Raw genomic sequence first — 24,576 nt, 5'->3', positions numbered from 1 at the left:
GGAGTAATACCCTTGTAGAGGAAGAAACATGAATTTAGAAGATTTGAAAAAACGACAGGAGAAAATTCGTAATTTCTCCATTATTGCCCACATCGACCATGGTAAATCAACCTTGGCTGACCGTATTCTTGAGAAGACAGAAACAGTTTCCAGCCGTGAAATGCAGGCCCAGTTGCTTGATAGTATGGATTTGGAGCGTGAGCGTGGTATCACTATTAAACTGAATGCTATCGAACTCAACTATACAGCTAAAGATGGAGAGACTTATATTTTCCACTTGATTGACACACCAGGACACGTGGACTTTACCTATGAAGTATCACGTTCTCTTGCGGCCTGTGAGGGTGCGATTCTGGTGGTGGATGCTGCTCAAGGGATTGAAGCACAGACCTTGGCTAACGTTTATCTAGCCTTGGACAATGATTTGGAAATCTTGCCAATCATTAACAAGATTGACCTGCCAGCAGCAGACCCAGAGCGTGTTCGTCAGGAAATCGAAGATGTGATTGGTTTGGATGCTTCAGAAGCAGTACCGACATCAGCCAAGGCTGGTATTGGTATCGAGGAAATCTTGGAACAGATCGTGGAGAAGGTTCCAGCACCGACTGGTGATGTCGAAGCTCCTTTGCAAGCATTGATTTTTGACTCTGTCTATGACCCTTATCGTGGGGTTATCCTCCAAGTTCGTATCGTCAATGGTGTCGTGAAGCCAGGTGATACCATCCAGATGATGAGCAACGGCAAGACTTTTGATGTAACAGAAGTCGGAATTTTCACACCAAAAGCCATTGGTCGTGATTTCCTAGCAGTTGGAGATGTTGGCTATATCGCAGCCTCTATCAAGACGGTTGCCGACACCCGTGTCGGTGATACGGTAACTTTGGCAGAAAATCCTGCTAGCGAGCCACTAGCGGGCTACAAGCAGATGAACCCAATGGTCTTTGCAGGTATCTATCCAATCGATTCCAACAAGTACAATGACCTCCGTGAAGCCTTGGAAAAGCTCCAGCTCAACGATGCCAGCTTGCAGTTCGAACCTGAAACATCACAGGCCCTCGGCTTTGGTTTCCGTTGTGGCTTCTTGGGCCTCTTGCACATGGATGTTATTCAAGAACGGATTGAGCGTGAGTTTAACATTGACCTCATCATGACAGCACCATCGGTGGTTTACCATGTCAACATGACGGACGGTGAAATGATTGATGTAGCCAACCCATCCGAATTCCCAGACCCAACAAAGATTGCCACTATCGAAGAGCCTTACGTTAAGGCACAAATCATGGTACCACAGGAATACGTCGGTGCAGTCATGGAATTGGCCCAACGCAAACGCGGTGACTTTGTGACTATGGATTACATCGATGATAATCGTGTCAATGTCATCTACCAAATTCCACTGGCGGAGATTGTTTTTGACTTCTTTGATAAGCTTAAGTCATCCACTCGTGGTTATGCCAGCTTCGACTATGAGATTTCTGAATACCGTTCATCCAAGTTGGTGAAAATGGATATTCTCCTCAATGGTGACAAGGTCGATGCCCTCAGCTTTATCGTCCACAAGGAATTTGCCTACGAACGTGGGAAAATTATCGTGGACAAACTCAAGAAAATCATTCCGCGTCAACAGTTTGAAGTACCAATACAAGCAGCTATCGGTCAGAAAATTGTTGCCCGTAGCGACATCAAGGCTCTTCGGAAGAACGTTTTGGCCAAGTGTTATGGTGGTGACGTTTCCCGTAAACGCAAACTCCTAGAAAAACAAAAAGCTGGTAAAAAACGGATGAAGGCCATCGGATCTGTCGAAGTTCCACAAGAAGCCTTCCTCAGCGTTCTCAGCATGGATGAAGACGATAAGAAATAAACTTGATACAAAGAAACACTCCTGCATTTTCTTGCAAGAGTGTTTTCTCTTATTTTCGTTTCATTTCACCTTGTGGGTAGTAAGTCCCTTCAGGCATATCATTGATGAAGACATGAATGGCTTCTTTGGGCGCATTAGTATTACGAGATACAACTTCGGTAACTTCACGTGCTAAGGCAATCTTTTGTTCTTCTGTGCGTCCTTCAAACAAATCAATACGTACAAATGGCATATATTTCCTCCTCTATTTTTCGTTTATTGTACCATAGTTTTTATGATTCTCCAAGGATATTTTCATAAGATATTGCAAAATATATTTATATTTTGTTATAATAATATCGCAATAAACAATAAGGAGAATGATTTATGTTTAAGAAAAAAGTAACTCAGATAGTTAGCGAAACGTCAATTAAAAAATCTAGAAAGTTTCTTAATCGGAAAACAGCAGGAATAACTGGCGGCGTCCTACTTACAACATTTATCGGTTCACAATTAATGACTGCTGAACTTCCAAAAAAAGATGACCTTTATGGACAACAGTATGTAACAGTCGTAAAACATCTTCAGGAAGCAGGTTTTAAAAATATTCAGGGGGTGGAAATCACTGATTTAGAATTTGGAAAAATAGGTGAAAGCAATCTTGTCGAACTCGTCTCTGTTGACGGAGAAGATTGGAAGGAAGGACGTGCTTTAAAAAACATCCCAATTACAATCTCCTACCATGTTCCCAAAAAAGATGCCGTTGAATTCAACCTACCAGCTTCTAAAAATTTAGCAGATGTCGAGAAAGAGCTGAAAGATTCAGGTTTTATGCAAATCGAACTAACTCCTGTTCTGCTAGTAGAAGAAGGCAATGCGGACAAAAAAGATAAAATTGATCGCCTTCAAATCGGAAATCACACCTATCAATCCAATCATTTTTACTCTACTAGTCTCCCTGTTACATTAACCTATTTTGACGTTAGCAAAGATAACATCAAACTACCAGAAAATCTAGCAGAGGATAAAACAAAACCAGAGCTCGAAAAACAGCTAAAAACAGCAGGATTTACAGACATCAAGTGGACTGCTGTTGCGGACAAGGATAAAGCAAAGCACGAAAAAATTCAAAAAATTAGTCTAGGTGGCGCAGAGCTTCAGTTGCCCACCAAACAGGAGATTATCAGCAAAAAATCAACCCCCATTGTAATCACCTACTACGATTTCTCTAGCTTCGCTGAACTGCCATCATCCATTTCAACAAAAACAGCTGCAGATACTAAAAAATTGTTTACTGACGGTGGTTTTTCTCAAGTATCTGAAGTAGCAACAGAGACCAATGAAATTGCTAAAAATGGACAAATCATTGCGGTCGAGATTGATGGAAAATCTTTTAACGAGATGAATGATAAGGTCATCAAAAAAGATAGCAAAGTCATTATCAAATATTGGAATGCTGAAAAAGCTATTGCTGAGAAAGCACGTAAAGAGGAGGAGGAACGTCTCGCCGCCGAAGCGCAAAAAGTTGCAGAAGCAGAAGCACAAAGCCAAGTTCAGCAATTTGCTGCTACACCATCTCAAAACACATATTATCCAAATTGTAAGGCAGTTAGACAAGCAGGAGCTGCACCAATCTATCGTGGTGAACCAGGTTACGGTAGTCATTTAGACCGTGATGGAGATGGAGTTGGGTGTGAGTAAGAAAAACATTGACAGCGTTTACATCGTTTGCTATACTATCCTTAAAGGAGGGATTACTCATGGCCTATAAATACCGTATGATTTTATCGTTCCTACTCGCTGGATTATGTTTGTATCTAGTAGCAACTGTTTTTGCCAAGAGTATCTGGGAAGGACCTTTGTTTCTTGCATTTTCTTTTTACAGCCTAATATATGGTTGCGTTATGCTCTACAAGTGGAAACCAACGGCAGCTAAAATCATTTTTGAGTGTGTCGGAAATTTCTTATCATTCCCCTGGTCTTAATATCAAACAAGCTCAAAACGGGCTTGTTTTTCTATTTCCATAAGGACTATTTTATGATAAAATGGAAGGAGTGAAAATTTAAGATTGGAAAGAGAAAAGTGGCTCAATTATATTATAAATATGGGACAATGAACTCAGGAAAAACCATTGAGATTTTGAAGGTTGCCCACAACTATGAAGAACAAGGAAAACCTGTTGTTATCATGACATCTGCACTTGATACTCGTGATGCCTTTGGTGTTGTATCCAGTCGTATAGGCATGAGAAGAGATGCAGTGGCGATTGACGATGATATGGATATCTTTGGTTTTATTGAAAAAATGGAACCGCGTCCTTACTGTGTTCTCATTGATGAAGCACAATTTCTTCGACGTCATCATGTCTACGCACTTGCTCGCGTAGTCGATGAATTAGATGTACCCGTTATGGCTTTCGGTCTTAAAAATGATTTCCGAAATGAACTGTTTGAAGGTTCCCAACATTTGCTCTTATTGGCTGATAAATTAGATGAAATCAAAACAATCTGTCAATATTGTTCTAAAAAAGCGACAATGGTTTTGAGAACGCAGGATGGAAAACCTACTTATGAAGGAGAACAAATCCAAATTGGTGGCAATGAAACCTACATTCCTGTCTGTCGCAAACATTATTTTTCACCAGAAATTAAAGATTTACCCTAATTTTTGAAAATGAAATGAGAAGCGGCTGTAAACTGAGCATCTGTATAGAACTGAATTTGCCTATGACTCTGTGCCAATTTTCATGACCTACATATTACAGAAAGGAAATGAACACGCCCTACAAGCTAACTGGAAGTGTGTTCGGTCAAATATCTAGAAAGGAATTGAATACGGGCTACGAACTGTGCAAAAAAGATAGTTTTTCCTAGGACGCTTTCGTCCTTCGTCAAAACTCCTATTTTTGCTTTGTTCGTTTAACGCCCTTAATATCTTATAATTATGAACATCTACGATCAATTACAGGCGGTGGAGGACCGCTATGAGGAACTTGGTGAATTGTTGTCTGACCCTGATGTGGTCAGCGATACCAAGCGTTTTATGGAGTTGTCTAAGGAAGAGGCTGCAACTCGTGATACAGTAACAGCCTACCGCGAATATAAGACTGTACTTCAAAACATTGTCGATGCAGAAGAGATGATTAAAGAATCTTCTGGTGATGCTGATTTGGAGGAAATGGCTAAGGAAGAACTCAAACAAGCTAAAGCTGACAAAGAGGCTTACGAAGAAAAGCTGAAAATCCTTCTTTTACCAAAAGACCCTAACGATGACAAAAACATCATCTTGGAAATCCGTGGTGCTGCAGGTGGTGATGAAGCTGCCCTATTTGCTGGAGACCTTTTGACCATGTATCAAAAGTATGCAGAAGGTCAAGGCTGGCGTTTTGAAGTCATGGAGGCTTCTTACAATGGTGTCGGCGGTATCAAGGAAGTGGTTGCCATGGTCTCTGGTCAATCCGTTTATTCAAAACTCAAGTATGAATCAGGAGCTCACCGTGTCCAACGTGTCCCTGTGACAGAAAGCCAAGGTCGTGTCCACACCTCAACAGCAACCGTTCTCATCATGCCAGAAGTTGAAGAAGTGGAATACGACATCGATCCAAAAGATCTTCGTGTCGATATTTACCACGCATCTGGTGCTGGTGGACAGAACGTCAACAAGGTTGCAACTGCCGTGCGTATCGTTCACTTGCCAACCAACATCAAGGTAGAGATGCAGGAAGAACGGACCCAGCAGAAAAACCGTGAAAAGGCCATGAAGATCATCCGTGCCCGTGTTGCGGACCACTTTGCACAGATTGCCCAAGATGAGCAGGATGCAGAGCGTAAATCAACCATTGGTACTGGTGACCGTTCAGAGCGTATCCGTACTTACAACTTCCCACAAAACCGTGTGACAGACCACCGTATCGGCTTGACCTTGCAAAAGCTGGATACTATCTTGTCAGGTAAGATGGACGAAGTCGTAGATGCTCTTGTACTTTACGATCAAACGCAAAAACTAGAAGAGCTAAACAAATAATGAATTACGCTCAATTATTTGCAGCATACGAAGAACAATTAGTCGCAATCGGTGAAGAGGCAGAATCCCTGTCCTTCACCTTTCGTGGCTTAAAGGGACTGAACTTTACGGAATTTCTCCTCCTGCTCCGTCAGGAAGTTACACCGACTGACAAAGAAGAGATTAATGCGATTTTTCAGCAACTTTCCCAACATCGACCTGCTCAGTACATTATCGGCAGGGCAGATTTTCATGGCTTGGAGTTTGCAGTGGATGAGCGAGTCTTGATTCCAAGACCTGAAACGGAAGAATTAGTTGATTTGATTTTGCAGGAAAATAGCGGAGCAGGTTTGCGCATCTTAGACATCGGTACAGGAAGCGGTGCCATAGCTATTTCCCTTGCAAAAGCTAGACCTGATTGGGAGGTGGTTGCGGTTGATATTTCAAAGGATGCCCTAGCAGTGGCTCAGGAAAATGCAAGAACCAACCAAGTCTCTGTTCACTTTCTAGAATCGGATGTCTTGCAAGCAGTGACAGGGCATTTTGACATCATTGTTTCCAATCCGCCCTACATCTCACCAGATGACACAGATGAAGTTGGACTCAATGTATTGACTTCTGAGCCACATCTGGCCTTATTTGCGGAAGAAGATGGACTGGCTATTTATAGACAAATTGCGGAGCAAGCAGGGACATTTTTGAAGGAGAATGGAAAACTCTACTTTGAAATTGGCTACAAGCAAGGGCAAGACCTAACCGACTTACTTGCTCTGCATTTTCCAAAAAAGCGAATTCGAGTCCTCAAAGACCAATTTGGTCAAGATAGAAAGGTCGTAGCGGATGACAATGGATAAACTCCGAACAATTCTTGAAAATGGTGGTGCTGTTATCCTTCCAACTGAAACAGTCTATGGGCTTTTTGCCCAAGCCTTGAATGAAGATGCAGTCAATCGTGTCTATCAGTTGAAACAGCGTCCGAGGGATAAGGCAATGAACTTAAATGTCTCAAATCTGAACGATATCTATTTTTTCAGTCAAAATACACCATTTTTTCTGGAGAAACTGTATAATAGATTTATGCCAGGACCACTAACGATTATCCTGAAAGCAAACGATAACGTTCCTTTTTGGGTTAATTCTGGACTGGATACTGTTGGATTTCGTCTTCCCAATCACGAACAAACCTTACGATTGATTTCGGAGACTGGACCACTTATTGGACCATCCGCCAATATTTCAGGAAATGAAAGTGGCAAGAAGTTTTCGGACATTCAGGCACAATTTTCAGTTGATTTGCCTGGCATTGAGGATGACCAAGCTCTAACAGGTATTGATTCAACGATTTTGGACCTTTCTGGACAGAAAGCGCGGATTTTACGCCAAGGTGCTATCAGCCGCGAAGAGATTCAGAAAGCCATTCCCGAAATAGAATTTGAGGTAGTTTTATGATTCGTCCCATTGAGAAAGGTGACTTGGTAGTCATCCGAGAAATCAATGCTCAATCCTTAGGGTATGATTGTTCATTAGAACAAACTGAGCGACAGTTTTTTAGATGCACGAGCACATTGGGGCATATCTTATTGGTCTATATAGATGACATAAGTGGCACAGTGCAAGGCTACATTCACGCACAAGTCTATGAAAGTCTCTATTCGGATACAGGCCTCAATATTCTCGGACTAGCTGTTTTGCCTAGTCATCAAGGACAAGGGATTGGAGCAAGTCTGCTGAAAGCCGTTGAGCAAATTGCACAGAAAGAGGGCTACCATTTTATTCGCCTCAATTCTGCTGAAAGTCGTCTCCAAGCCCATCTTTTCTACGAAAAGAATGGCTATCACTCCGATAAAATGCAGAAACGTTTTATCAAGCACATTTAGCCCAATACAAAGGAGTACCGCACATGATTTTTGACAAAGTTAACTACAAAGAATTTGATAAAGAAGTTTGGGAAGCTATCCAAGCTGAAGAAAAACGCCAACAAAATAATATCGAATTGATTGCGTCTGAAAACGTTGTTTCTAAAGCTGTTATGGCAGCTCAAGGTTCTATTTTGACCAATAAATACGCAGAAGGTTACCCAGGTCGTCGTTACTATGGCGGTACGGAATGCGTTGACGTAGTTGAAAGTTTAGCTATTGAACGTGCTAAAGAAATATTCGGTGCAAAATTTGCTAACGTTCAGCCACACTCAGGAAGCCAGGCCAATTGTGCTGCCTACATGGCCTTGATTGAGCCAGGAGACACTGTTATGGGGATGGACTTAGCTGCAGGTGGTCACTTGACTCACGGTGCATCCGTTAGCTTCTCGGGTCAAACTTATAACTTTGTCGCTTACAATGTTGACGAAGAAACTGGCTTGCTTGATTACGATGCAATTTTAAAACAAGCAAAAGAAGTGCAACCAAAATTGATTGTAGCAGGTGCTTCAGCTTATGCCCGTACCATTGATTTCGCAAAATTCCGTGAAATTGCAGATGCAGTTGGTGCAAAATTGATGGTGGACATGGCCCATATTGCTGGTCTTGTAGCTGCTGGTCTCCATCCAAACCCAGTTCCTCACGCTCATATCACAACAACAACAACTCACAAAACACTTCGTGGGCCACGTGGTGGTTTGATTTTGACCAATGATGAAGAGCTCATCAAGAAAATCAACTCAGCCATTTTCCCAGGTATCCAAGGCGGTCCATTAGAGCATGTTATTGCTGCAAAAGCCGTATCTTTCAAAGAAGTTTTGGACCCAGCTTTCAAAGACTATGCTCAAAAAGTGATTGAAAATAGCAAGGCCATGGCTGAAGTCTTCCTTGCTAACCCTAACTTTAAAGTCATCACAGGTGGAACAGACAACCATCTCTTCCTCGTTGACGTGACCAAAGTTGTTGAAAATGGTAAAGTTGCTCAGCATCTCTTGGATGAAGTAAATATTACTCTCAATAAAAACTCAATTCCTTACGAAAAACTCTCACCATTCAAAACAAGCGGTATCCGTATTGGCTCTGCGGCCATTACCGCTCGCGGTTTTGGAGTAGAGGAAGCTCGCAAGGTTGCACAACTAACTATCAAAGCACTTGAAAATGCAGAAAATGAAACCGCTCTTGAGGAAGTCCGTCAAGAAGTGCGTGCTTTGACAGATCTATTCCCACTTTACGAAGGTTTATAATGGATATATTTGTAAAAAAAGCCATCATACATCAATTTAGTCCTGATGATACAGAGCTGGTCCTTGCCGACCAGCTTTTGACTGTTAGCCCAAAAATAGAAGAATATTTGCGTAAAAAGATTGAACGTGTCTTTTCTGATGAAGCAAAAACAGGACAATTTAACCCCGACAATCCTTTTCTTGACTATTTAGATGGTGACCTACTGACAAACTCTGTCAAGATTGCTAATCTATGGAAAGAAGAATTTTCAATTTCTGAGAATTTAAAAACCAATGACCTCATTTTCATAGAGTTTGAACGAAATGGTGTTGAACATTTTGCCTTTTTGAGAATCTCACTGCGTGAAAACCTCGCCCACGTTGGTCTGGAAAGCGGAAGTCCTTTAAAAATCACCCAGAATAATTTACCTGGAGCGGGTTCAGCACCTGATGAAGCCTTGATTGTCAATCTTCAAACGCAGAAGTATCATTTGATTGAGAAAAGAATCAAACATAACGGAGCCTTCCTCAATTATTTCTCAGATAATCTTCTGCAAGTTACACCAGCTATTTCTGCAAAAAAATCAATCAAAGCAGTAGAGCAAACTGCACAGAAGATTGCTGACAATTTCCATCAAGGTGATTTTCAATTTCAATCGAAAGTCAAGTCAGCTATTTTCAACAATTTGGAAGAAGATAACGAGCTTTCACCTGAAAAATTGGCTGATCAGTTATTCGATAACAACCTGACCGCTCGTTTAAATTTCGTCGATCAACTGAAAGAGGTCATACCTGATAAGATTTCCTTCGATGAAATCGATAGTAGCCGTCAACTTAAGAAATTTGAAAATCAGAAGCTATCTTTATCAAACGGAATTGAGTTGATTGTGCCAAATGCAATCTATGAGGATGCAGAATCGGTTGAGTTTATTCAAAATGACAACGGAACCTATTCTATTCTTATCAAAAATATTGAAGACATAAAGAGCAAGTAAATGAAAAAACTGATACGTACGCTGATACTTCTTTTACTGATTTTTATCGGTTACAAATTCTATCAAACCTACAGTGCAGTCAAGCAAGTGATGACCTACCAAACTATGGTACAAGAAGTATTGGCAGAAAACGACACACCAGCTAATGAAGAACTAGTCCTAGCAATGATTTACACAGAAACCAAGGGACAAGAAGCAGATGTCATGCAATCAAGTGAGTCCGCTACTGGCTATGCTAACACCATCACGGATAGCAGAGAGAGTATCCGGCAAGGAATTATCTACCTGACAGAAAACCTACGGTTGGCTGAGGAAAAAGGAGTAGAGGTTTGGACAGCAGTTCAGGCGTATAACTTCGGTCCAGCCTATATTGACTATATTGCTGAGCATGGTGGAGAACATACACTCTCTTTAGCGAAAGAATACTCCAGAACAGTAGTAGCACCAAGCTTAGGGAATACTACAGAAGAAACGTATACCTATTTTCATCCTTTGGCTTTGCTAAATGGTGGGAAGTTATATGTAAATGGTGGAAATATCTACTATGCTAGACAGGTTCGTTTTAATATGCACCTGATGCGCCTCATTAATTTATTTTAATACCTATCAAACTCATCGGAAATCTGATGAGTTTTTTTGTTCCTCCTTCAATAAAAATAGATAGCGGTATCAAAATCACTTCAAATTCCAGTTAAAATCTCGAGAAAGCGTGTCACTACTGGCTTTTTTAGATTTTTTACATATTTGAATTTTGCATACAAATATGCTACCATCTTTTTGCAACCGTTTGCATTCCATACATAATGACTAGATTTCAGAAGAAAGGAGAGAGAAAGTTCCTCTACCGTTAATGATGATTTATAGAATCGTTAGCCGTAGGTTATATAAAAAATGAAATGCAGGCGTTTTCTTTTAACAATTTTTTAGGAGGTTTATATGACTTATCAAAGTCAATGCAAGAGAAGGCTGTCTAAGTTAGTAAAAAAAGGGGTTAGCTTCACTCTGATATTATCCATGTTCTCTGGGATTGAACAGGCGCTTACTGTAACAAGAGTAAACGGAGAAACAGTTGTTACAAGTTCCAACCAACAAGTTGCAATGAAAGATGGAACTATCTTACATGCTTGGTGTTGGTCTTTTAATGCTATCAAAGAAAATATGGCAGCAATAAAAGAGGCAGGATACACAAGTGTTCAAACATCACCGATTAATGCTGTAGTGGTTGGAAATGGTGGCGATAAGAAATTTACAGAGCAATGGTATTATCATTATCAACCAACCGCCTATACGATTGGTAACTATCAGCTTGGGACTGAAGCTGAATTTATCGAGATGAATCGTGTCGCAGAGCAGTATGGTATAAAAATTATAGTTGATGCAGTACTGAATCATACTACTTCTGATTATAATGCGATCTCTTCAGAAGTTAAATCCATTACAAAATGGACTCATGGAAATACTAAAATTGAAAACTGGGGAAGTCGTTGGGATGTAACTCAAAACTCTCTGCTTCAGCTCTGGGAATGGAATACACAAAATCCAGAAGTACAACAGTATTTGTTGAAATTCTTAAAAAATGCAGTTGCTGATGGGGCTGATGGTTTCCGTTATGATGCTGCAAAACATATCGAATTACCAGGAGAATATCCAAACGAATTTGGTAGTAATTTCTGGAATGTTATATTAAATAATGGTACTGAGTTCCAATATGGTGAAGTGTTACAAGACAATATTTCACGCGATGCAGATTATGCGAACTTGATGAGCATTACTGCATCCCAATATGGACACTCTATCCGAGACATGCTCCGCAATCGAAATGTCCATGCTGGAAATCTTGGCAACTACCAAGCAGGAGTAGATCCATCTAAACTCGTACTTTGGGTCGAATCTCACGATACATATGCAAACGGAAAAACGGATAGTGAATCCGAATCAGCTTGGATGAGCGATGAAGATTTGAAACTTGGCTGGGCAATGATTACTGCACGCGCCAAAGGTACACCTCTATTCTTCTCACGTCCAGTTGGTGGCGGTAATGGTGTCCGTTTCCCTGAAAAAACTAAAATCGGTGATGCGGGTAGCAATCTTTATAAAGACCCTACGATTGTAGCAGTAAACAAATTCCATAATGCTATGGTTGGTCAATCAGAATATATTCGTAACCCGAATGGTGATACAACCGTTGCCATGATTGAACGAGGCACTCAAGGCGCAGTAATTGCAAACCTTTCCGACAGTGAGAAAAGCTTAAATACTGAGACTAAATTGGCGAATGGAACCTATAAAGACCAAATTTCTGGTAAAACCTACACTGTTTCGAACAGACGGTTAAGCGGTTCTATTGCGAGACGATCAGTATTAGTATTAACAAATGGTGAAAGTTTTGATAATCTAGCATCCTTGTCAGTTCAAGGATATCAAGAAGGCAGCCATACTTTCTTGACAGATACATTAAATCTTACATTACAAACTTCTAATACGAGTGAGGCTACCTATTCTGTCAATAATGGCGCTCCAATTAAATTTGAAAATGGAAAGGTCATTACAATCGGAAGTCAAGTGCAATTTGGTGAAACAGTAACGATTACCTTATCTGCAAAAAATGCTAAAGGACAGAAAGTTCAATCCGTTTATCGCTTTACAAAAGAAGATCCGAATGCCAATACAACAATATACTTTGACAACCCCGAAAACTGGAGTCAAGTATATGCCTATATGTATAGCGGAACGGATACTGTCTTGCTCGATAAATGGCCTGGAACGGCATTGAATAAAGATAGCTCAACAGGCTATTACAGCATAGCTATTCCAAATTCATTTATCAGTAAAGGTGCCAAGGTATTGTTTACCAACAATCAGGGTGCCCAGTATCCACAAAGCGTAGGCTTTGAAGTAAAATCAAACGGTCTATATTCTCGTGATGGCTTTGTAAAAGTTGTTGAGAAACAAATTACTGAACCAGAAACACCTGCTACAACAGAACCAACAATCCTCTCAAGCCTAGCAAGTGGCAGTTCCTTTACAACTGAAACTGCTAAAACAAGATTGAGTTTAAAAAATGCAGTAAAAGGTGAGTATTCAATCGACGGTGGTGAGATAAAAACATTTACGGATAGTACGGAAGTGGTACTAGGTGAAGGTCTTGTTGGTAATAAAACCATTACTGTGAAGACAAAGGCCTACGCATCGGATGGTAGTAGCACAGAACAAACCTTTGCATTTGAAAAGAAATTTATTGTAAAATCTTCATCAATCCCATCCACTCCAAGTCAATCTTCAAGTCTGCCAACGCCATACTATACCACAAATGGTACTGGATACGGAAAAGAAAAAACAATTGTTATTGACGGTGATGCCAGTGATTGGACAGAAGATATGAAAATTGCCCAAAGCGCTGCTTGGGATGTGGCCAATCATTGGAAAGGGGGACATGAGAATAGTGTTCTTGACACCACTGGTCTGTATGCAGCTTGGGACAATGAAAACCTCTATCTGGGCTGGCAAATGGTCAATACTACTGATACCTGGGCACGTTCTGGAGATGGTCCTCTAAGCGATGGAGGACGTGTGTTAGATGTTCCGCTTATCCTAGCTTTGTCAATTGATCCAGCTTCAACATCCATGTCCAATAAAAATACGAGTGGAGGATCTATCTGGGGACAACGAATGGGAATTGAGTTTGATACCCATGTTGATAAACTCCTTTATATGAGTGGCAAACCAGGATTAGGTACGCCTGCAATGTTTAGTGCTGTAGATGAGGATGGAAATACAGACTACACAGATGGTTGCGTTGGCTTCAAAGATGCTGGAATTCAGTACAAACTAGCGACTACAAATATCGATTCAACTATCTGGGGATTGAATCAATCCGACTCACCCGCAGACATTTTATCATCAAATTCTGACTGGATAAATTACAAAACCTATGTAGGTTCAGCAGGTAAACACGATACCAGCTTCGATTCATTCTATGAAATGAAAATTCCTCTATCTCAACTTGGAATTGATAAGAATTACTTAACCAACAATGGTGTAGGTGCAATGCTTTTAGCTACTCGTGGAGAATCAGCAATGGATTCAGTTCCATTTGACCCGTCCATGATTGACAATGCAACTGAGAGTTATTCAGCCGACCCAAGTACATCTGCTGAAAAAGAAGACATTGACCGTATCACAGTACCTTTTGCCAAAATTGGAACTGCAACTAATGCTACGGGTAACCAAACGCCACTTCAAGTCAACTTCGGTGCTGATATTTCAGGAAACCAGGTTGCTGGTCAGGAAAGAACCTTAACAGCAACAGCACATGGTGGTTCATCAGGTTATACTTATCAATTCTATGTCAATGACCAACTTATATCGACAGAAAAAGGTAAGAGCACAATTTCAGTGAAATGGACACCTTCTGAAGCAGGTACCTATACCATTAAGTGCACTGTAGCAGATACTAACGGCAATACTGTCACAAGTAAAAAAGATTACAGTGTAAGTGAACCTCAAACACCTATTATAAAACCTGCAGTGCTTGGAATAAAAGACCAATCAGCAAGTGAGATTACTATTGCAGATGCTATTGAACTGACCTTACAAGCCAATCAAGTGACAGATGCAACCTATCAAATCAACGAAAGGGATGCAGTTTCCTTTAACGATGGCGATACATTGACACTTGGTCAGGAGTTGGAAAATGGCGAATCGTTAACCTTGACGCTATCCGCAAAAGATTCAGTTGGTGAATCCGTGACGAAAATATTTACTATCACGAAGAAAGTAGCAGAAGTACCTAGTGAACCAACAGAAGAACCAGCTACTCAAACAACCATTCGCTTTGAAAATCCAGATAAATGGACGGATGTTTTTGTTTATATGTATAATGCCAAAGGCGAGAAATTGTTGGGAGCATGGCCAGGAACAAAGATGGAGAAAGCAGATACAGGTCTTTTTGCCATCACTCTTCCTACATCATATGAGACTGAAGGCGTAAAAGTACTCTTTTCTAACAATAAGGGGGCACAATATCCACAATCCGTTGGTTTCGAGTTTAAATCAGGCGGAACATACTCTAAAGACGGTCTAGTTCCTGAACAACCTGCTAGTGAGTTCAAAGAAGAAAGTGAAGAACTTCCAATTCCATTTGAAACACAGTATGTAGACAATCCTGAACTTGAAAAAGGACAGAAAGTAACTCGCCTTGAAGGTCAAGACGGAGTGAAGACAATAACTTACCGTTCAGAGTACATTGGTGGTCAACTTATTGCTAAGACAAAAATCAGTGAAACTGTTAGCAAAGAGCCAGTAACACAAGTGGTTGAAGTCGGTACAAAAGTCCCAGACATTGAGCAACAAATTGCCAACCGTGTTTATTTCAACAACTCACAAGGCTGGTCTAAGGTCTATGCCTATGTTTATGACAATAAAGGCGTACCTCTTGTTGGTAATTGGCCAGGGCAGGAAATGAGTCAAGATGAGTATGGCTATTATATTGAACTTAACGAGGAATTTGATGGAGGAAAAGTTATTTTTAACAATCCTGATACGAAAGTTCAATACCCAGCACAAAATAAACCTGGTTATGATTTGGAACTCGGCCAAGTCTATGAAATAGATGGTAGTCATAGAGCAGTTTTGCCAGATCCAGTTGCTGAAGGTCATACTCGCATTACATTTGATAATCCAGGTGGCTGGGATGCGGCAAATGTCTATGCCTATTATGGCAATCCAATCCAAATGCCATTGGGTGCTTGGCCAGGACAGGCTATGCTGAAAGATAGCAAAGGCCATTTCTATATCGACTTACCAGAAGAGTATGCTAACTCTAATGTAAAATTATTATTTAATAAACCAAATACTCAAATTCAATTCCCAATTTCAGTAGGTTTTGACTTTGAGGTAGGTGGCCATTATACTAAAGATGGTCTAAAATAAATGAGTCCCCTTCCTAAAAAATAAGGTCCTCCAAAACGGAGGATCTTATTTTTCACTTCTACAGTTTAACAAACTAGGTAAAATTGTAGTATAATAAAGAGAATAGGAGACAGAGTGATGAAACGAAATGTATTGATTACAGGTGCAAGTAGTGGCATTGGCAAAGCAATCGCTTATGTGTTTGCTGCTAATGGTGATAGTATCATCATTACAGGACGAAGATTGGACAAACTAGAAGAAATTAAGCAAGATATTGAAAAGCAATACCATGTTCAGGTATCAGTTCATTCATTTGATGTTACGAATATGGAACAAACGATTGTAAATTGTCAAAAAATCTTAGAAGAAGTTGGACAAATTCATATTTTGGTAAACAATGCTGGCCTGGCATTGGGATTGGACAAATTCCAAGACTATGATTTGACTGACATGATGACAATGATTGATACCAATATTAAAGGATTACTAACTGTAACACGTCAGTTATTGCCACAAATGGTTGAAAATAATGAGGGTCATATTATCAATATTGGATCAACAGCCGGTATTTACGCCTATGCAGGAGCTGCTGTCTATGCTGCAACCAAATCAGCTGTCAAGGTGCTTTCAGACGGGATCCGTATTGACACGATTGATAAAAATATCAAGGTAACTACCTTACAACCCGGTATCGTTGAGACTGATTTTAGCCAAGTCCGTTTTCATGGAGATAAAGAGAGAGCAGCGACAGTCTATCAAGGAATTGATGCTCTTCAAGCAACTGATATTGCCAACTGTACTCTATTTGTTGCAAATCAACCCGCACACGTGCAGATTTCTGATATGACCATTATGGCAACCAAGCAGGCAACTGGCTTTACTATTCATAGAGATTAGAGGGGAGATAGCTAGAATGAAAAGAAAATATTTAGCACTCGCTCTTGGCTTGCTCACTATCATGTCACTTTCTGCCTGTCAAACTGAAAAGAAGGGCGGTTCCGCAAGTACCTCAACTGCTGATACCCAGGTTTCTAATGCCAATACAAGCACTTCATCAACAATCCAACGTGAGATTTCTCTTAGTTCTATGGATATAGATGCTCTAATGCAAGGCAATTACGATAGTATACTAGGCACCTGGCAAAATAGTCAAGGAAATTCACTGGTCTTCAATAGCAAAGGATTAGTAGCAGATAGCCAGTCCTTACTTGGCCGCGGAAAAATAACTGACGGAATTTTTGAAACAGGCTATGTAGACGCAACGATTGGCGATGTAACACTATTAATGATTCCCAAAGGAACACAAGTAAATACAACTGAGACAGACACTACTGACTCTACGCGCGATAGAATGATTGTAATAAGCCAAGAAACAGCAGCAGACGCAGACGTGGTAGATGTTTATTATCGCTTGACTAATTCAGCCACTAGCGGTATAGACCCATTAAAAAATACTGAAACAGGCGTCCAGTTGGATAGTGGACCAAAAACGATTGATTATGCCAACTCAATTTTAGGCGAAAACAATTGGCGCGTCATTGAAGGTAACTACACGCGCACCGAATCTATTCCTTATAATATTTTGGAAGGCGATGATAATGCCCGTTACACTATTTACCAAAACGGTGTCATTATCAATGCAGATTATCAAATTGTTTATCAACCATAATGATTCTCTAGGAGGTTAGACATGACATTCACATCATTTGAACCAACACGCAATGTGCAAGATTTTCATTTGGCAGCCTTTGCCTACTATGATGGACTAGATGTAATCGACCAACTCAAACCAGGAACACCTGTTCAGCTAGTCGGAGAGCCGTCAAACCCACATGACTCAGAAGCTGTAGCAATCTTTTATCAGGGCACAAAGTTAGGATATATCCCATCAGATAAAAACTCACTAATCAGTCGGTTAATCTATTTTGGACACAGCGATATTCTAGAGGCACGTATTCAGATGTCCAATACAGAAAATCATCCTGATCGCCAGTTTCGAGTCGTTGTAAAACTAAAAGATAATCGTAAAAATGATAGTCGGTAATTTACCAACCTAATCATTTTCTACTTAACACGGAGCTGTGCTCTCCGTTTTTGTTCTTCAATAATACTTAAAAAGGCTGCAAACTCCCTATCCAGGCGATGTTGGTAGGCCTTATTTTTTATTGTGAGGTCTTCAAGGAACACTGGATAGGTTCCTTTTTTATACAATTCTCCTTGAAAGAAGAAGCGGTCCGATAATTTATCAACTGAAACAAGCGAAGAACGCCAGCGGCTTTTACGAGAATGAGAAGGTTTCCAAGATATTTTTAATTGCTTCTCATAAAAGTACCAGCCCATAATATAGATTTTAGTTATTTGATTTCGTTTTCTGTCTTGGTAGAAACAAGGAACTGCATAAACATTTCCATGCTTTGTTTGCAAAAAAGGATGAAAATCTTTTATCTTTTCGTATTCTTTCTTTGGAATAAGGGTTAATTGATTATCCTTAATAACCTTTTTCTCATCAATAGTATACGAATAACGGTAGGGGTCATAAATGGTTGATTGCCCACGCGCTCTATAACGCTCTGCCATTTCCTTAAAAATAGGTAGACGTCCATAACCATCCATCAGACTAGATAGACTAAGTCCTCGTCGATTATTATTTTTCTTCACACCAAAAATCTGGCAGGTAGGCCAATAATTGATAGGAATGGCTCCTAATCCAACCAGAAGACCGGCGCTGTCAAAATGACTGGCAAAGCGTACCTCACGAGTGTGACCAGTCTCATTTTTCAAATCAACAAATACAGGTTGCTTGTCCTGTTCAAAAACAATTATATAATTTCCAGAAGACTCCGTATTTTCTCTAATTGGAACGGTGTAGAAGTGGTGAAAATTTGGTAATTCTAGTAACTTTCCAAGTGTTGATGTTTTCATAACACAAGTATAACAAAAAATATTTTTCAAATCCACAAAAACGTTTAATTTGTTAAACAAAAATAAAAAAAAGCTGGGAAAGACATCCATGACGACTTTCCCACTCCCACCGTTTATTCAAGGATAGGTGATAATTGTCTTATCTACCGAATCTTCCAAAGCCTGGCGCGATTCTTCTGATAAACGCAAATCTGCAAGGGTTTGTTCTGAAAAATAGTAGGGATTTAAACTATCTACAAATGCAGAAATTGAAATGACAGCTTTCTCCAATATCAGAGATTTTTCAGTGTAAACAAAGGGAATAGCAGACCATTCATCACTCTCAAACATTTCTAAAATATCTTTTTGAACTTGAATTTCAGCCTCATTTTTAGCTGAAACTAGGATTGTTTTTAGTGTAGTACGAAAACTTTCCTTGTCTTGTACCAAGTCTTCCAAGGTCAGCAAGCTTTCATCTGCCTTCTCATAAAAAATATCTAATTCCGTCTCTGACGAAGTAGTCACATGGAGCCAGTCAGCCTTGATACTGGTTTTCATTACTGCATAGGCAGAAGTATTTTCAAAGGGACTGCTGCGCGTTTGAGGATAGAGAACAATCCACTCTTTCTGGAATAGATTGTCAGGTTTAGCTATTTTCAATTCCTCCTCAGAAGCTGTACCAATCCGCTGGCTGATAGCAGTAGTGGCATCTCGTTGATAGAATCCAATGATACGTGGATTTTGCGGACCACCAATGGCATCAATTTTTGTTCCTAGATCATTAATAATACGTATGTTCAAGGAATGACACTGCTCATTTAATAATCTATTTTGCTCTTTTCCAAGCCAGTAGATTCCGATACAAGATAGACCAGTAGCAATAAGCAAGACAAGTAACAGCACTTTCGAGTATTTCAGCACAGCCATCACACCTTTCTAAAACGTTTTCATTCACATATTATCATATAAAAATATCAAAAGCAACTATTTTGAGGTACCGCATTAAACGGTTACACAAGTATATAAATTCTAAGTTTACGACAGGAATGTTTAATGATAAAATATAGGTAAATTCGAACTCATAATTTAATAGGTGTGGATACAACACCGTTGGAGGATACTATGGATGAACAAAATCAATTCAATTGGGTAAACTTTTATAAGGAATTTGCTTGGAAATTAGTAGACTATAAAGATAACAGAGCAGAACTGGTTGAGAAAGTAAAAGCTATCTATACCAAAACAAAGATACATATGCCCACGTTAGAAAAGGACAATCGACTGATAGATATTGATCCTTTTACGATATTTGGACTCTTCAATAAGAAAATAACAGAAGAGAATCGCATCAAAATTCTGACAGCTATAGCAGAATTATTCCACCTCCAAGCGGAAATCCCATCCTCTTTTGAAAGCATACCAGTACTGAATAATCAGAATGCGACTTTCTATTACTTCATCGGAGATCGTGATGAGAAAGATATTGATGACTTATGGGAACTTTTCATTGCTGCTTTGACCTATAGCAAGGAGACTACGGCTGAGAAGAAAGAAAAATTTTCACACTATTTTGATTTGGCTATAAACAAGAAAGGAAATGGCAACAGCAAGATTACGATGGCCTTGTATTGGATTGCTCCCGACTTTTTCTTGAGCTTAGATAGTCAAAATGAAGCGTATGTGTATGAGTCTGGGGAGATTCCAACTGACATTGTCCAAAAATTGCCAAAGATGAAGTCAAAAATTTCTGCCGACGAGTATTCTTATATTTCAGATTCCATACTTCAATATTTAAACAGTGCAGAGAGCAAACTGAAAGATTTTAAAGAATTATCATCCATGGCTTGGAAATACTCTAAACAGATCAATCAAGAAGAGAAGGAAAGAAGTGCTAGAGCAATTTCTCCACTGACTGATGAAGCTGATACTGGAAACGATATAGGTGGAGAAGAGGTAGTAGAAGATAGCTATACGAAAAATCACTTCCTATCAGAAGTCTATATGACAGAAGAAGAGTATGATCAATTAACCTCCATACTCCAAATGAAAAAGAATATCATCTTACAAGGAGCACCAGGAGTTGGAAAGACGTTTGTTGCAGAACGCCTAGCATTTTCATTAATGGGTAAGCCAGATTTAGAAAGGGTCATGACAATTCAGTTTCACCAAAGCTATTCCTACGAGGACTTCATCATGGGCTTTAGACCTTCGACAAGTGGCTTTGAGCTGAGAAGAGGGGCATTCTATACTTTCTGCAAAAAAGCAGAATCTGACAAGGGGCATGATTATTTCTTTATTATTGCTGAAATAAACAGGGGAAATTTGAGCAAAATTTTTGGTGAACTGTTTATGCTGATAGAAAATGACAAACGAGGCAAGTCTTTACAGCTCCTCTACTCGAATGAGCAATTCTCAATTCCAGAAAATCTATATATCATCGGCATGATGAATACCGCAGATAGGAGTTTAGCCCTACTTGATTATGCACTGAGACGTCGCTTTGCCTTCTTTGACATTAAGCCAGGTTTTTCAACTGCGGGATTCAAAGATTATCAAACAAATCTGAAAAACGAAAAATTCGATAGACTCATTTCCTGTGTAGAAAAGCTAAATCAGGCCATTTCAACAGAGGAAGTACTAGGAGATAGCTTCTGTATTGGGCATAGTTACTTCTGCGGTTTATCGGCAGAAGTACTGGACCAAGGTTTGCTAGAAGCCATTGTTGAATATGAACTGATTCCCCTCTTGAAAGAATATTGGTTTGATGAACCGACAAAAATTCATGATTGGAGTAGTAAGTTAAGGAGTACCATCCAGTGATACCTGTCCAAAATATCTACTATATGCTATCTTACGCATTCAAAATCCTTCATAAGCAGGAATATAAACGGATCGCTACTGAAGAATTTAAAAATGCTGCAGATCTACTGGCGGAAATAATGATCATTAGCCTCTCGATACAGGTGAAAAGAGGACTTGGTCGAGAGTATCGTTCTCAAACCGAGTCACTCTCGGCACTTAAAGGTAAAATACATATCGCTGAATCTTTAACACCTCCGAATTGGCGTAGAAAGCAACTTGTTTGCCAATACGATGATTTTTCTCTTGACAGTACAATGAATCGCATTATCAAAGCAAGCATTGAGATACTGCTAAAAGCTGATATAAGCAGGGACAGGAAAAAGAAATTGAGAAAACTCTTAGTTTTCTTTGGAGAAGTCTCAAAAATTAATCTACACTCAATCAATTGGAATTTACAATATAATCGAAACAATCAATCGTATCAATTACTAATGTCAATCTGCTATTTGGTAGTGAATGGATTAATTCATACAGAGAGGGAGGGGAATAAGAAATTGATGAATTTTCTTGATGAGCGAAGGGAATCCTTGCTATATGAGAAGTTCATTCTTGGATATTATAAAAAGCATTATCCCCAAATACAGGTTACCGCCTCTCAGATACCTTGGGCACTAGATGATGGTTTTGGAGAAATGCTCCCCATCATGCAGAGTGATATTTACCTCAAATATAAAGATACTATATTGATTATTGATGCTAAATATTATTCTAGTAACACACAGATTCGCTTTGATAAGCGCACACTCCATTCAAATAATCTATACCAAATTTTTACCTATGTGAAAAATCAGGCTTATCGCCTGTCAGATTCAAACGATACAGTAGCAGGAATGCTTCTATACGCTAAAACCGATATAGATATTCAACCTAATCAGGTCTACCAAATGCATGGAAACCAGATTAGTGTCAAAAATTTGGACTTAAACCTGCAGTTTGCAAGTATTGCTGAACAACTGGATGACATCATTACATCGCATTTTGTATCCCCTCCAAAGCGGTACTAGTTAGAGCTTTAAGCTAGAAAACAAAAAAACAATCAAAGTAGTAGCACTAAACTACTCTTTGATTGTTTTTTTATAAGACTCTTTCCTATTTTGGAGCGTCTGGTTAATTGATTTCCCAGATCAGCGACGCTTTTTTGTTTTTAGGCGTCGGGTAAAACAGTCTATCGCCAGACAACGATGCTCTTTCGTTTTTAGGCATCGGGTAAATTAGTCCACTGGACTAATTTACTCCCACTCAACTGTTGCTGGTGGTTTACTTGTTATATCATAGACGATGCGGTTGACGTGGTCGACTTCGTTTACGATACGGACAGATATTTTTTGAAGAACATCCCATGGTAGTTTGGCAAAGTCAGCTGTCATTCCATCGACAGAAGTGATAGCACGGATAGCGATAGTGTAGTCGTAGGTACGACCATCTCCCATGACACCTACGGAGCGAACGCCAGTATTAACCGTGAAATATTGCCACACATCGCGGTCAAGACCCGCTTTTGCAATTTCCTCACGCAAGATAGCGTCAGATTCGCGAACAGTTTGAAGTTTTTCCTCAGTGATTTCACCCATGACACGAATGGCAAGGCCTGGTCCTGGGAATGGTTGGCGCCATACAACTTCATCCGGCATACCAAGAGCAGTACCGAGAGCACGAACTTCATCCTTAAAGAGAGTATTGAGCGGTTCAATCAACTTGAACTGCATATCTTCTGGCAGACCACCAACGTTGTGGTGAGATTTGATTGTCTCAGCAGTATCCGTTCCTGACTCGATAATATCGGTATAAAGTGTTCCTTGCGCTAGGAATTCAACATCAGTCAACTTGCTCGCTTCATCGTCAAATACGTAAACAAATTCATTACCGATGATTTTACGTTTCTTCTCAGGGTCAGATACGCCAGCAAGTAGGTCTAAGAAACGTTTAGCAGCATCGACGCGAATAATATTGAGGCCAAATTTACCGCCCAACATTTCCATAACCTGATCGCCTTCATTCTTACGAAGAAGACCGTGATCAACGAAGATACAGGTCAATTGGTCACCGATAGCACGTTGAAGAAGCACACCAACAACAGATGAATCCACACCGCCTGATAAACCGAGCAAGACTTTCTTGTTCCCAACAGTCTGGCGGATTTTTTCAATTTCTGTTTCGATGAAGTTTTCCATTGTCCAGTCGCCTTTGGCTCCACAGATACCAAACGCAAAGTTTTTCAAAATATCGTTTCCATATACGGAATGACGAACTTCTGGGTGGAACTGGATACCGTAGATACGGCGTTCCGTGTTTTCAATGGCAGCGTAAGGGCAGTCAGCAGAAAGACCAACCAGGTGGAAATCAGCAGGAATTTCAGTTACTGCATCACCGTGGCTCATGAGTACAAGCTGTTCTTCTGGTGTTCCAGCAAAAAGCGCTGATTCAGTCTTCAGTTGAAGATTTGATTGACCATATTCACGATTTCCAGCCTCACCAGCAGGAACAACCTTACCTCCCAATTTATGGGTAATTAACTGCATACCATAACAAATCCCTAAGATAGGAATACCCAATTCAAAGATTTCTGGATCAATATCAAAGGCATTTTCTGCGTAGACAGAGTTCGGTCCACCTGAAAGAACGATACCAATTGGATTGATAGCACGGACTTCCTCAGCTGTAATTTTATGGTTTTTCAATTCTGAAAAGACACCAAATTCACGAATTCGACGTGAAATAAGTTGGTTGTACTGGCTACCATAATCCAATACAATAATTTTTTGGACATCTTGTTTTGTCATGTTTTTCCCTTTCGTTTTGAAAAAAATTCAAATACTAGTAGTTATTTTAACATAAAAGCGAACATTTTCCAAATTTTATTTGTTAAATATCTGTTTTGCAAACTATGAGTGATAATAAAAATGTTAGTGTTCGTATTTTTATTGTT

General features: G+C 39.8%; 20 protein-coding genes. 16 read left to right on the top strand and 4 right to left on the bottom strand.

Annotation, left to right across the window (positions count from 1 at the left end):
• Positions 1–28: 28 nt before the first annotated feature.
• A complete protein-coding gene (gene lepA, locus GPW69_RS05335) occupies positions 29–1,861 on the top strand; it encodes a translation elongation factor 4 (RefSeq protein ID WP_029187235.1) in 1,833 nt (610 codons plus the stop codon).
• 49 nt (positions 1,862–1,910) lie between these two features.
• Here lepA and GPW69_RS05330 read toward each other — a convergent pair whose 3' ends face one another.
• Positions 1,911–2,093, bottom strand: coding sequence for a 4-oxalocrotonate tautomerase (locus GPW69_RS05330; protein ID WP_002934978.1), 183 nt, complete (start codon positions 2,091–2,093; stop codon positions 1,911–1,913).
• Between the two features lie 134 nt (positions 2,094–2,227).
• On the opposite strand from GPW69_RS05330, the gene GPW69_RS05325 reads away from it, so the two are divergent.
• From GPW69_RS05325 to GPW69_RS05255, 13 genes are all read left to right on the top strand, one after another.
• Positions 2,228–3,541, top strand: coding sequence for an excalibur calcium-binding domain-containing protein (locus GPW69_RS05325; protein ID WP_074391140.1), 1,314 nt, complete (start codon positions 2,228–2,230; stop codon positions 3,539–3,541).
• A gap of 382 nt (positions 3,542–3,923) precedes the next feature.
• Positions 3,924–4,505: a thymidine kinase gene (locus GPW69_RS05315; protein ID WP_012028098.1), complete on the top strand. Its 582-nt coding sequence runs from the start codon at positions 3,924–3,926 to the stop codon at positions 4,503–4,505.
• Between the two features lie 279 nt (positions 4,506–4,784).
• Positions 4,785–5,864 (top strand): peptide chain release factor 1, encoded by a 1,080-nt coding sequence (gene prfA / locus GPW69_RS05310; protein WP_015646857.1) that lies wholly within the window; start codon positions 4,785–4,787, stop codon positions 5,862–5,864.
• Entirely contained in the window at positions 5,864–6,697 is an 834-nt protein-coding gene (prmC, locus tag GPW69_RS05305; protein ID WP_024385204.1) for a peptide chain release factor N(5)-glutamine methyltransferase, read from the top strand. Before prfA ends, prmC begins: the two co-directional genes overlap by 1 nt.
• A complete protein-coding gene (locus tag GPW69_RS05300; RefSeq protein ID WP_012775091.1) occupies positions 6,690–7,292 on the top strand; it encodes an L-threonylcarbamoyladenylate synthase in 603 nt (200 codons plus the stop codon). Before prmC ends, GPW69_RS05300 begins: the two co-directional genes overlap by 8 nt.
• Positions 7,289–7,720 (top strand): GNAT family N-acetyltransferase, encoded by a 432-nt coding sequence (locus GPW69_RS05295; protein ID WP_024385205.1) that lies wholly within the window; start codon positions 7,289–7,291, stop codon positions 7,718–7,720. Before GPW69_RS05300 ends, GPW69_RS05295 begins: the two co-directional genes overlap by 4 nt.
• A gap of 23 nt (positions 7,721–7,743) precedes the next feature.
• Positions 7,744–9,003, top strand: coding sequence for a serine hydroxymethyltransferase (gene glyA / locus GPW69_RS05290; protein ID WP_074391138.1), 1,260 nt, complete (start codon positions 7,744–7,746; stop codon positions 9,001–9,003).
• The gene (locus GPW69_RS05285) at positions 9,003–9,977 is read left to right on the top strand and encodes a nucleoid-associated protein (protein ID WP_024385206.1); all 975 of its coding nucleotides are present in this window, start codon (positions 9,003–9,005) and stop codon (positions 9,975–9,977) included. The genes glyA and GPW69_RS05285 overlap by 1 nt, the downstream gene beginning before the upstream one ends.
• Complete coding sequence (locus GPW69_RS05280) at positions 9,978–10,577, top strand: lysozyme family protein (RefSeq protein ID WP_024411310.1); 600 nt, start codon at positions 9,978–9,980, stop codon at positions 10,575–10,577.
• A gap of 336 nt (positions 10,578–10,913) precedes the next feature.
• Entirely contained in the window at positions 10,914–15,908 is a 4,995-nt protein-coding gene (locus GPW69_RS10725) for a starch-binding protein (protein ID WP_232051787.1), read from the top strand.
• Between the two features lie 117 nt (positions 15,909–16,025).
• The gene (locus GPW69_RS05265; protein WP_074391136.1) at positions 16,026–16,784 is read left to right on the top strand and encodes an SDR family NAD(P)-dependent oxidoreductase; all 759 of its coding nucleotides are present in this window, start codon (positions 16,026–16,028) and stop codon (positions 16,782–16,784) included.
• A 16-nt stretch (positions 16,785–16,800) separates the two neighbouring features.
• Positions 16,801–17,556 (top strand): DUF6287 domain-containing protein, encoded by a 756-nt coding sequence (locus GPW69_RS05260; protein ID WP_074391135.1) that lies wholly within the window; start codon positions 16,801–16,803, stop codon positions 17,554–17,556.
• Between the two features lie 21 nt (positions 17,557–17,577).
• Complete coding sequence (locus tag GPW69_RS05255) at positions 17,578–17,931, top strand: HIRAN domain-containing protein (RefSeq protein WP_024408909.1); 354 nt, start codon at positions 17,578–17,580, stop codon at positions 17,929–17,931.
• A gap of 20 nt (positions 17,932–17,951) precedes the next feature.
• Here GPW69_RS05255 and GPW69_RS05250 read toward each other — a convergent pair whose 3' ends face one another.
• Positions 17,952–18,899 (bottom strand): hypothetical protein, encoded by a 948-nt coding sequence (locus GPW69_RS05250; protein WP_171841454.1) that lies wholly within the window; start codon positions 18,897–18,899, stop codon positions 17,952–17,954.
• A 27-nt stretch (positions 18,900–18,926) separates the two neighbouring features.
• Positions 18,927–19,715 (bottom strand): hypothetical protein, encoded by a 789-nt coding sequence (locus tag GPW69_RS05245; protein ID WP_074391134.1) that lies wholly within the window; start codon positions 19,713–19,715, stop codon positions 18,927–18,929.
• Between the two features lie 195 nt (positions 19,716–19,910).
• Here GPW69_RS05245 and GPW69_RS05240 point away from each other — a divergent pair, with 195 nt between their 5' ends.
• The gene (locus tag GPW69_RS05240; RefSeq protein ID WP_074391133.1) at positions 19,911–21,608 is read left to right on the top strand and encodes an AAA family ATPase; all 1,698 of its coding nucleotides are present in this window, start codon (positions 19,911–19,913) and stop codon (positions 21,606–21,608) included.
• Entirely contained in the window at positions 21,605–22,654 is a 1,050-nt protein-coding gene (gene mcrC, locus GPW69_RS05235) for a 5-methylcytosine-specific restriction endonuclease system specificity protein McrC (protein ID WP_024400572.1), read from the top strand. The genes GPW69_RS05240 and mcrC overlap by 4 nt, the downstream gene beginning before the upstream one ends.
• A 225-nt stretch (positions 22,655–22,879) precedes the next feature.
• Here the strand turns inward: mcrC and guaA are convergent, their stop codons facing one another.
• Positions 22,880–24,430: a glutamine-hydrolyzing GMP synthase gene (guaA, locus tag GPW69_RS05230; RefSeq protein WP_024395857.1), complete on the bottom strand. Its 1,551-nt coding sequence runs from the start codon at positions 24,428–24,430 to the stop codon at positions 22,880–22,882.
• Between the last annotated feature and the right edge of the window lie 146 nt (positions 24,431–24,576).

The sequence above is a fragment of the Streptococcus suis genome (assembly GCF_902702775.1).
Lineage (GTDB): Bacteria > Bacillota > Bacilli > Lactobacillales > Streptococcaceae > Streptococcus > Streptococcus hashimotonensis.
Note: the sequence above shows the minus strand (reverse complement) of the source record. Positions and strands in the feature narration are given on the sequence as shown.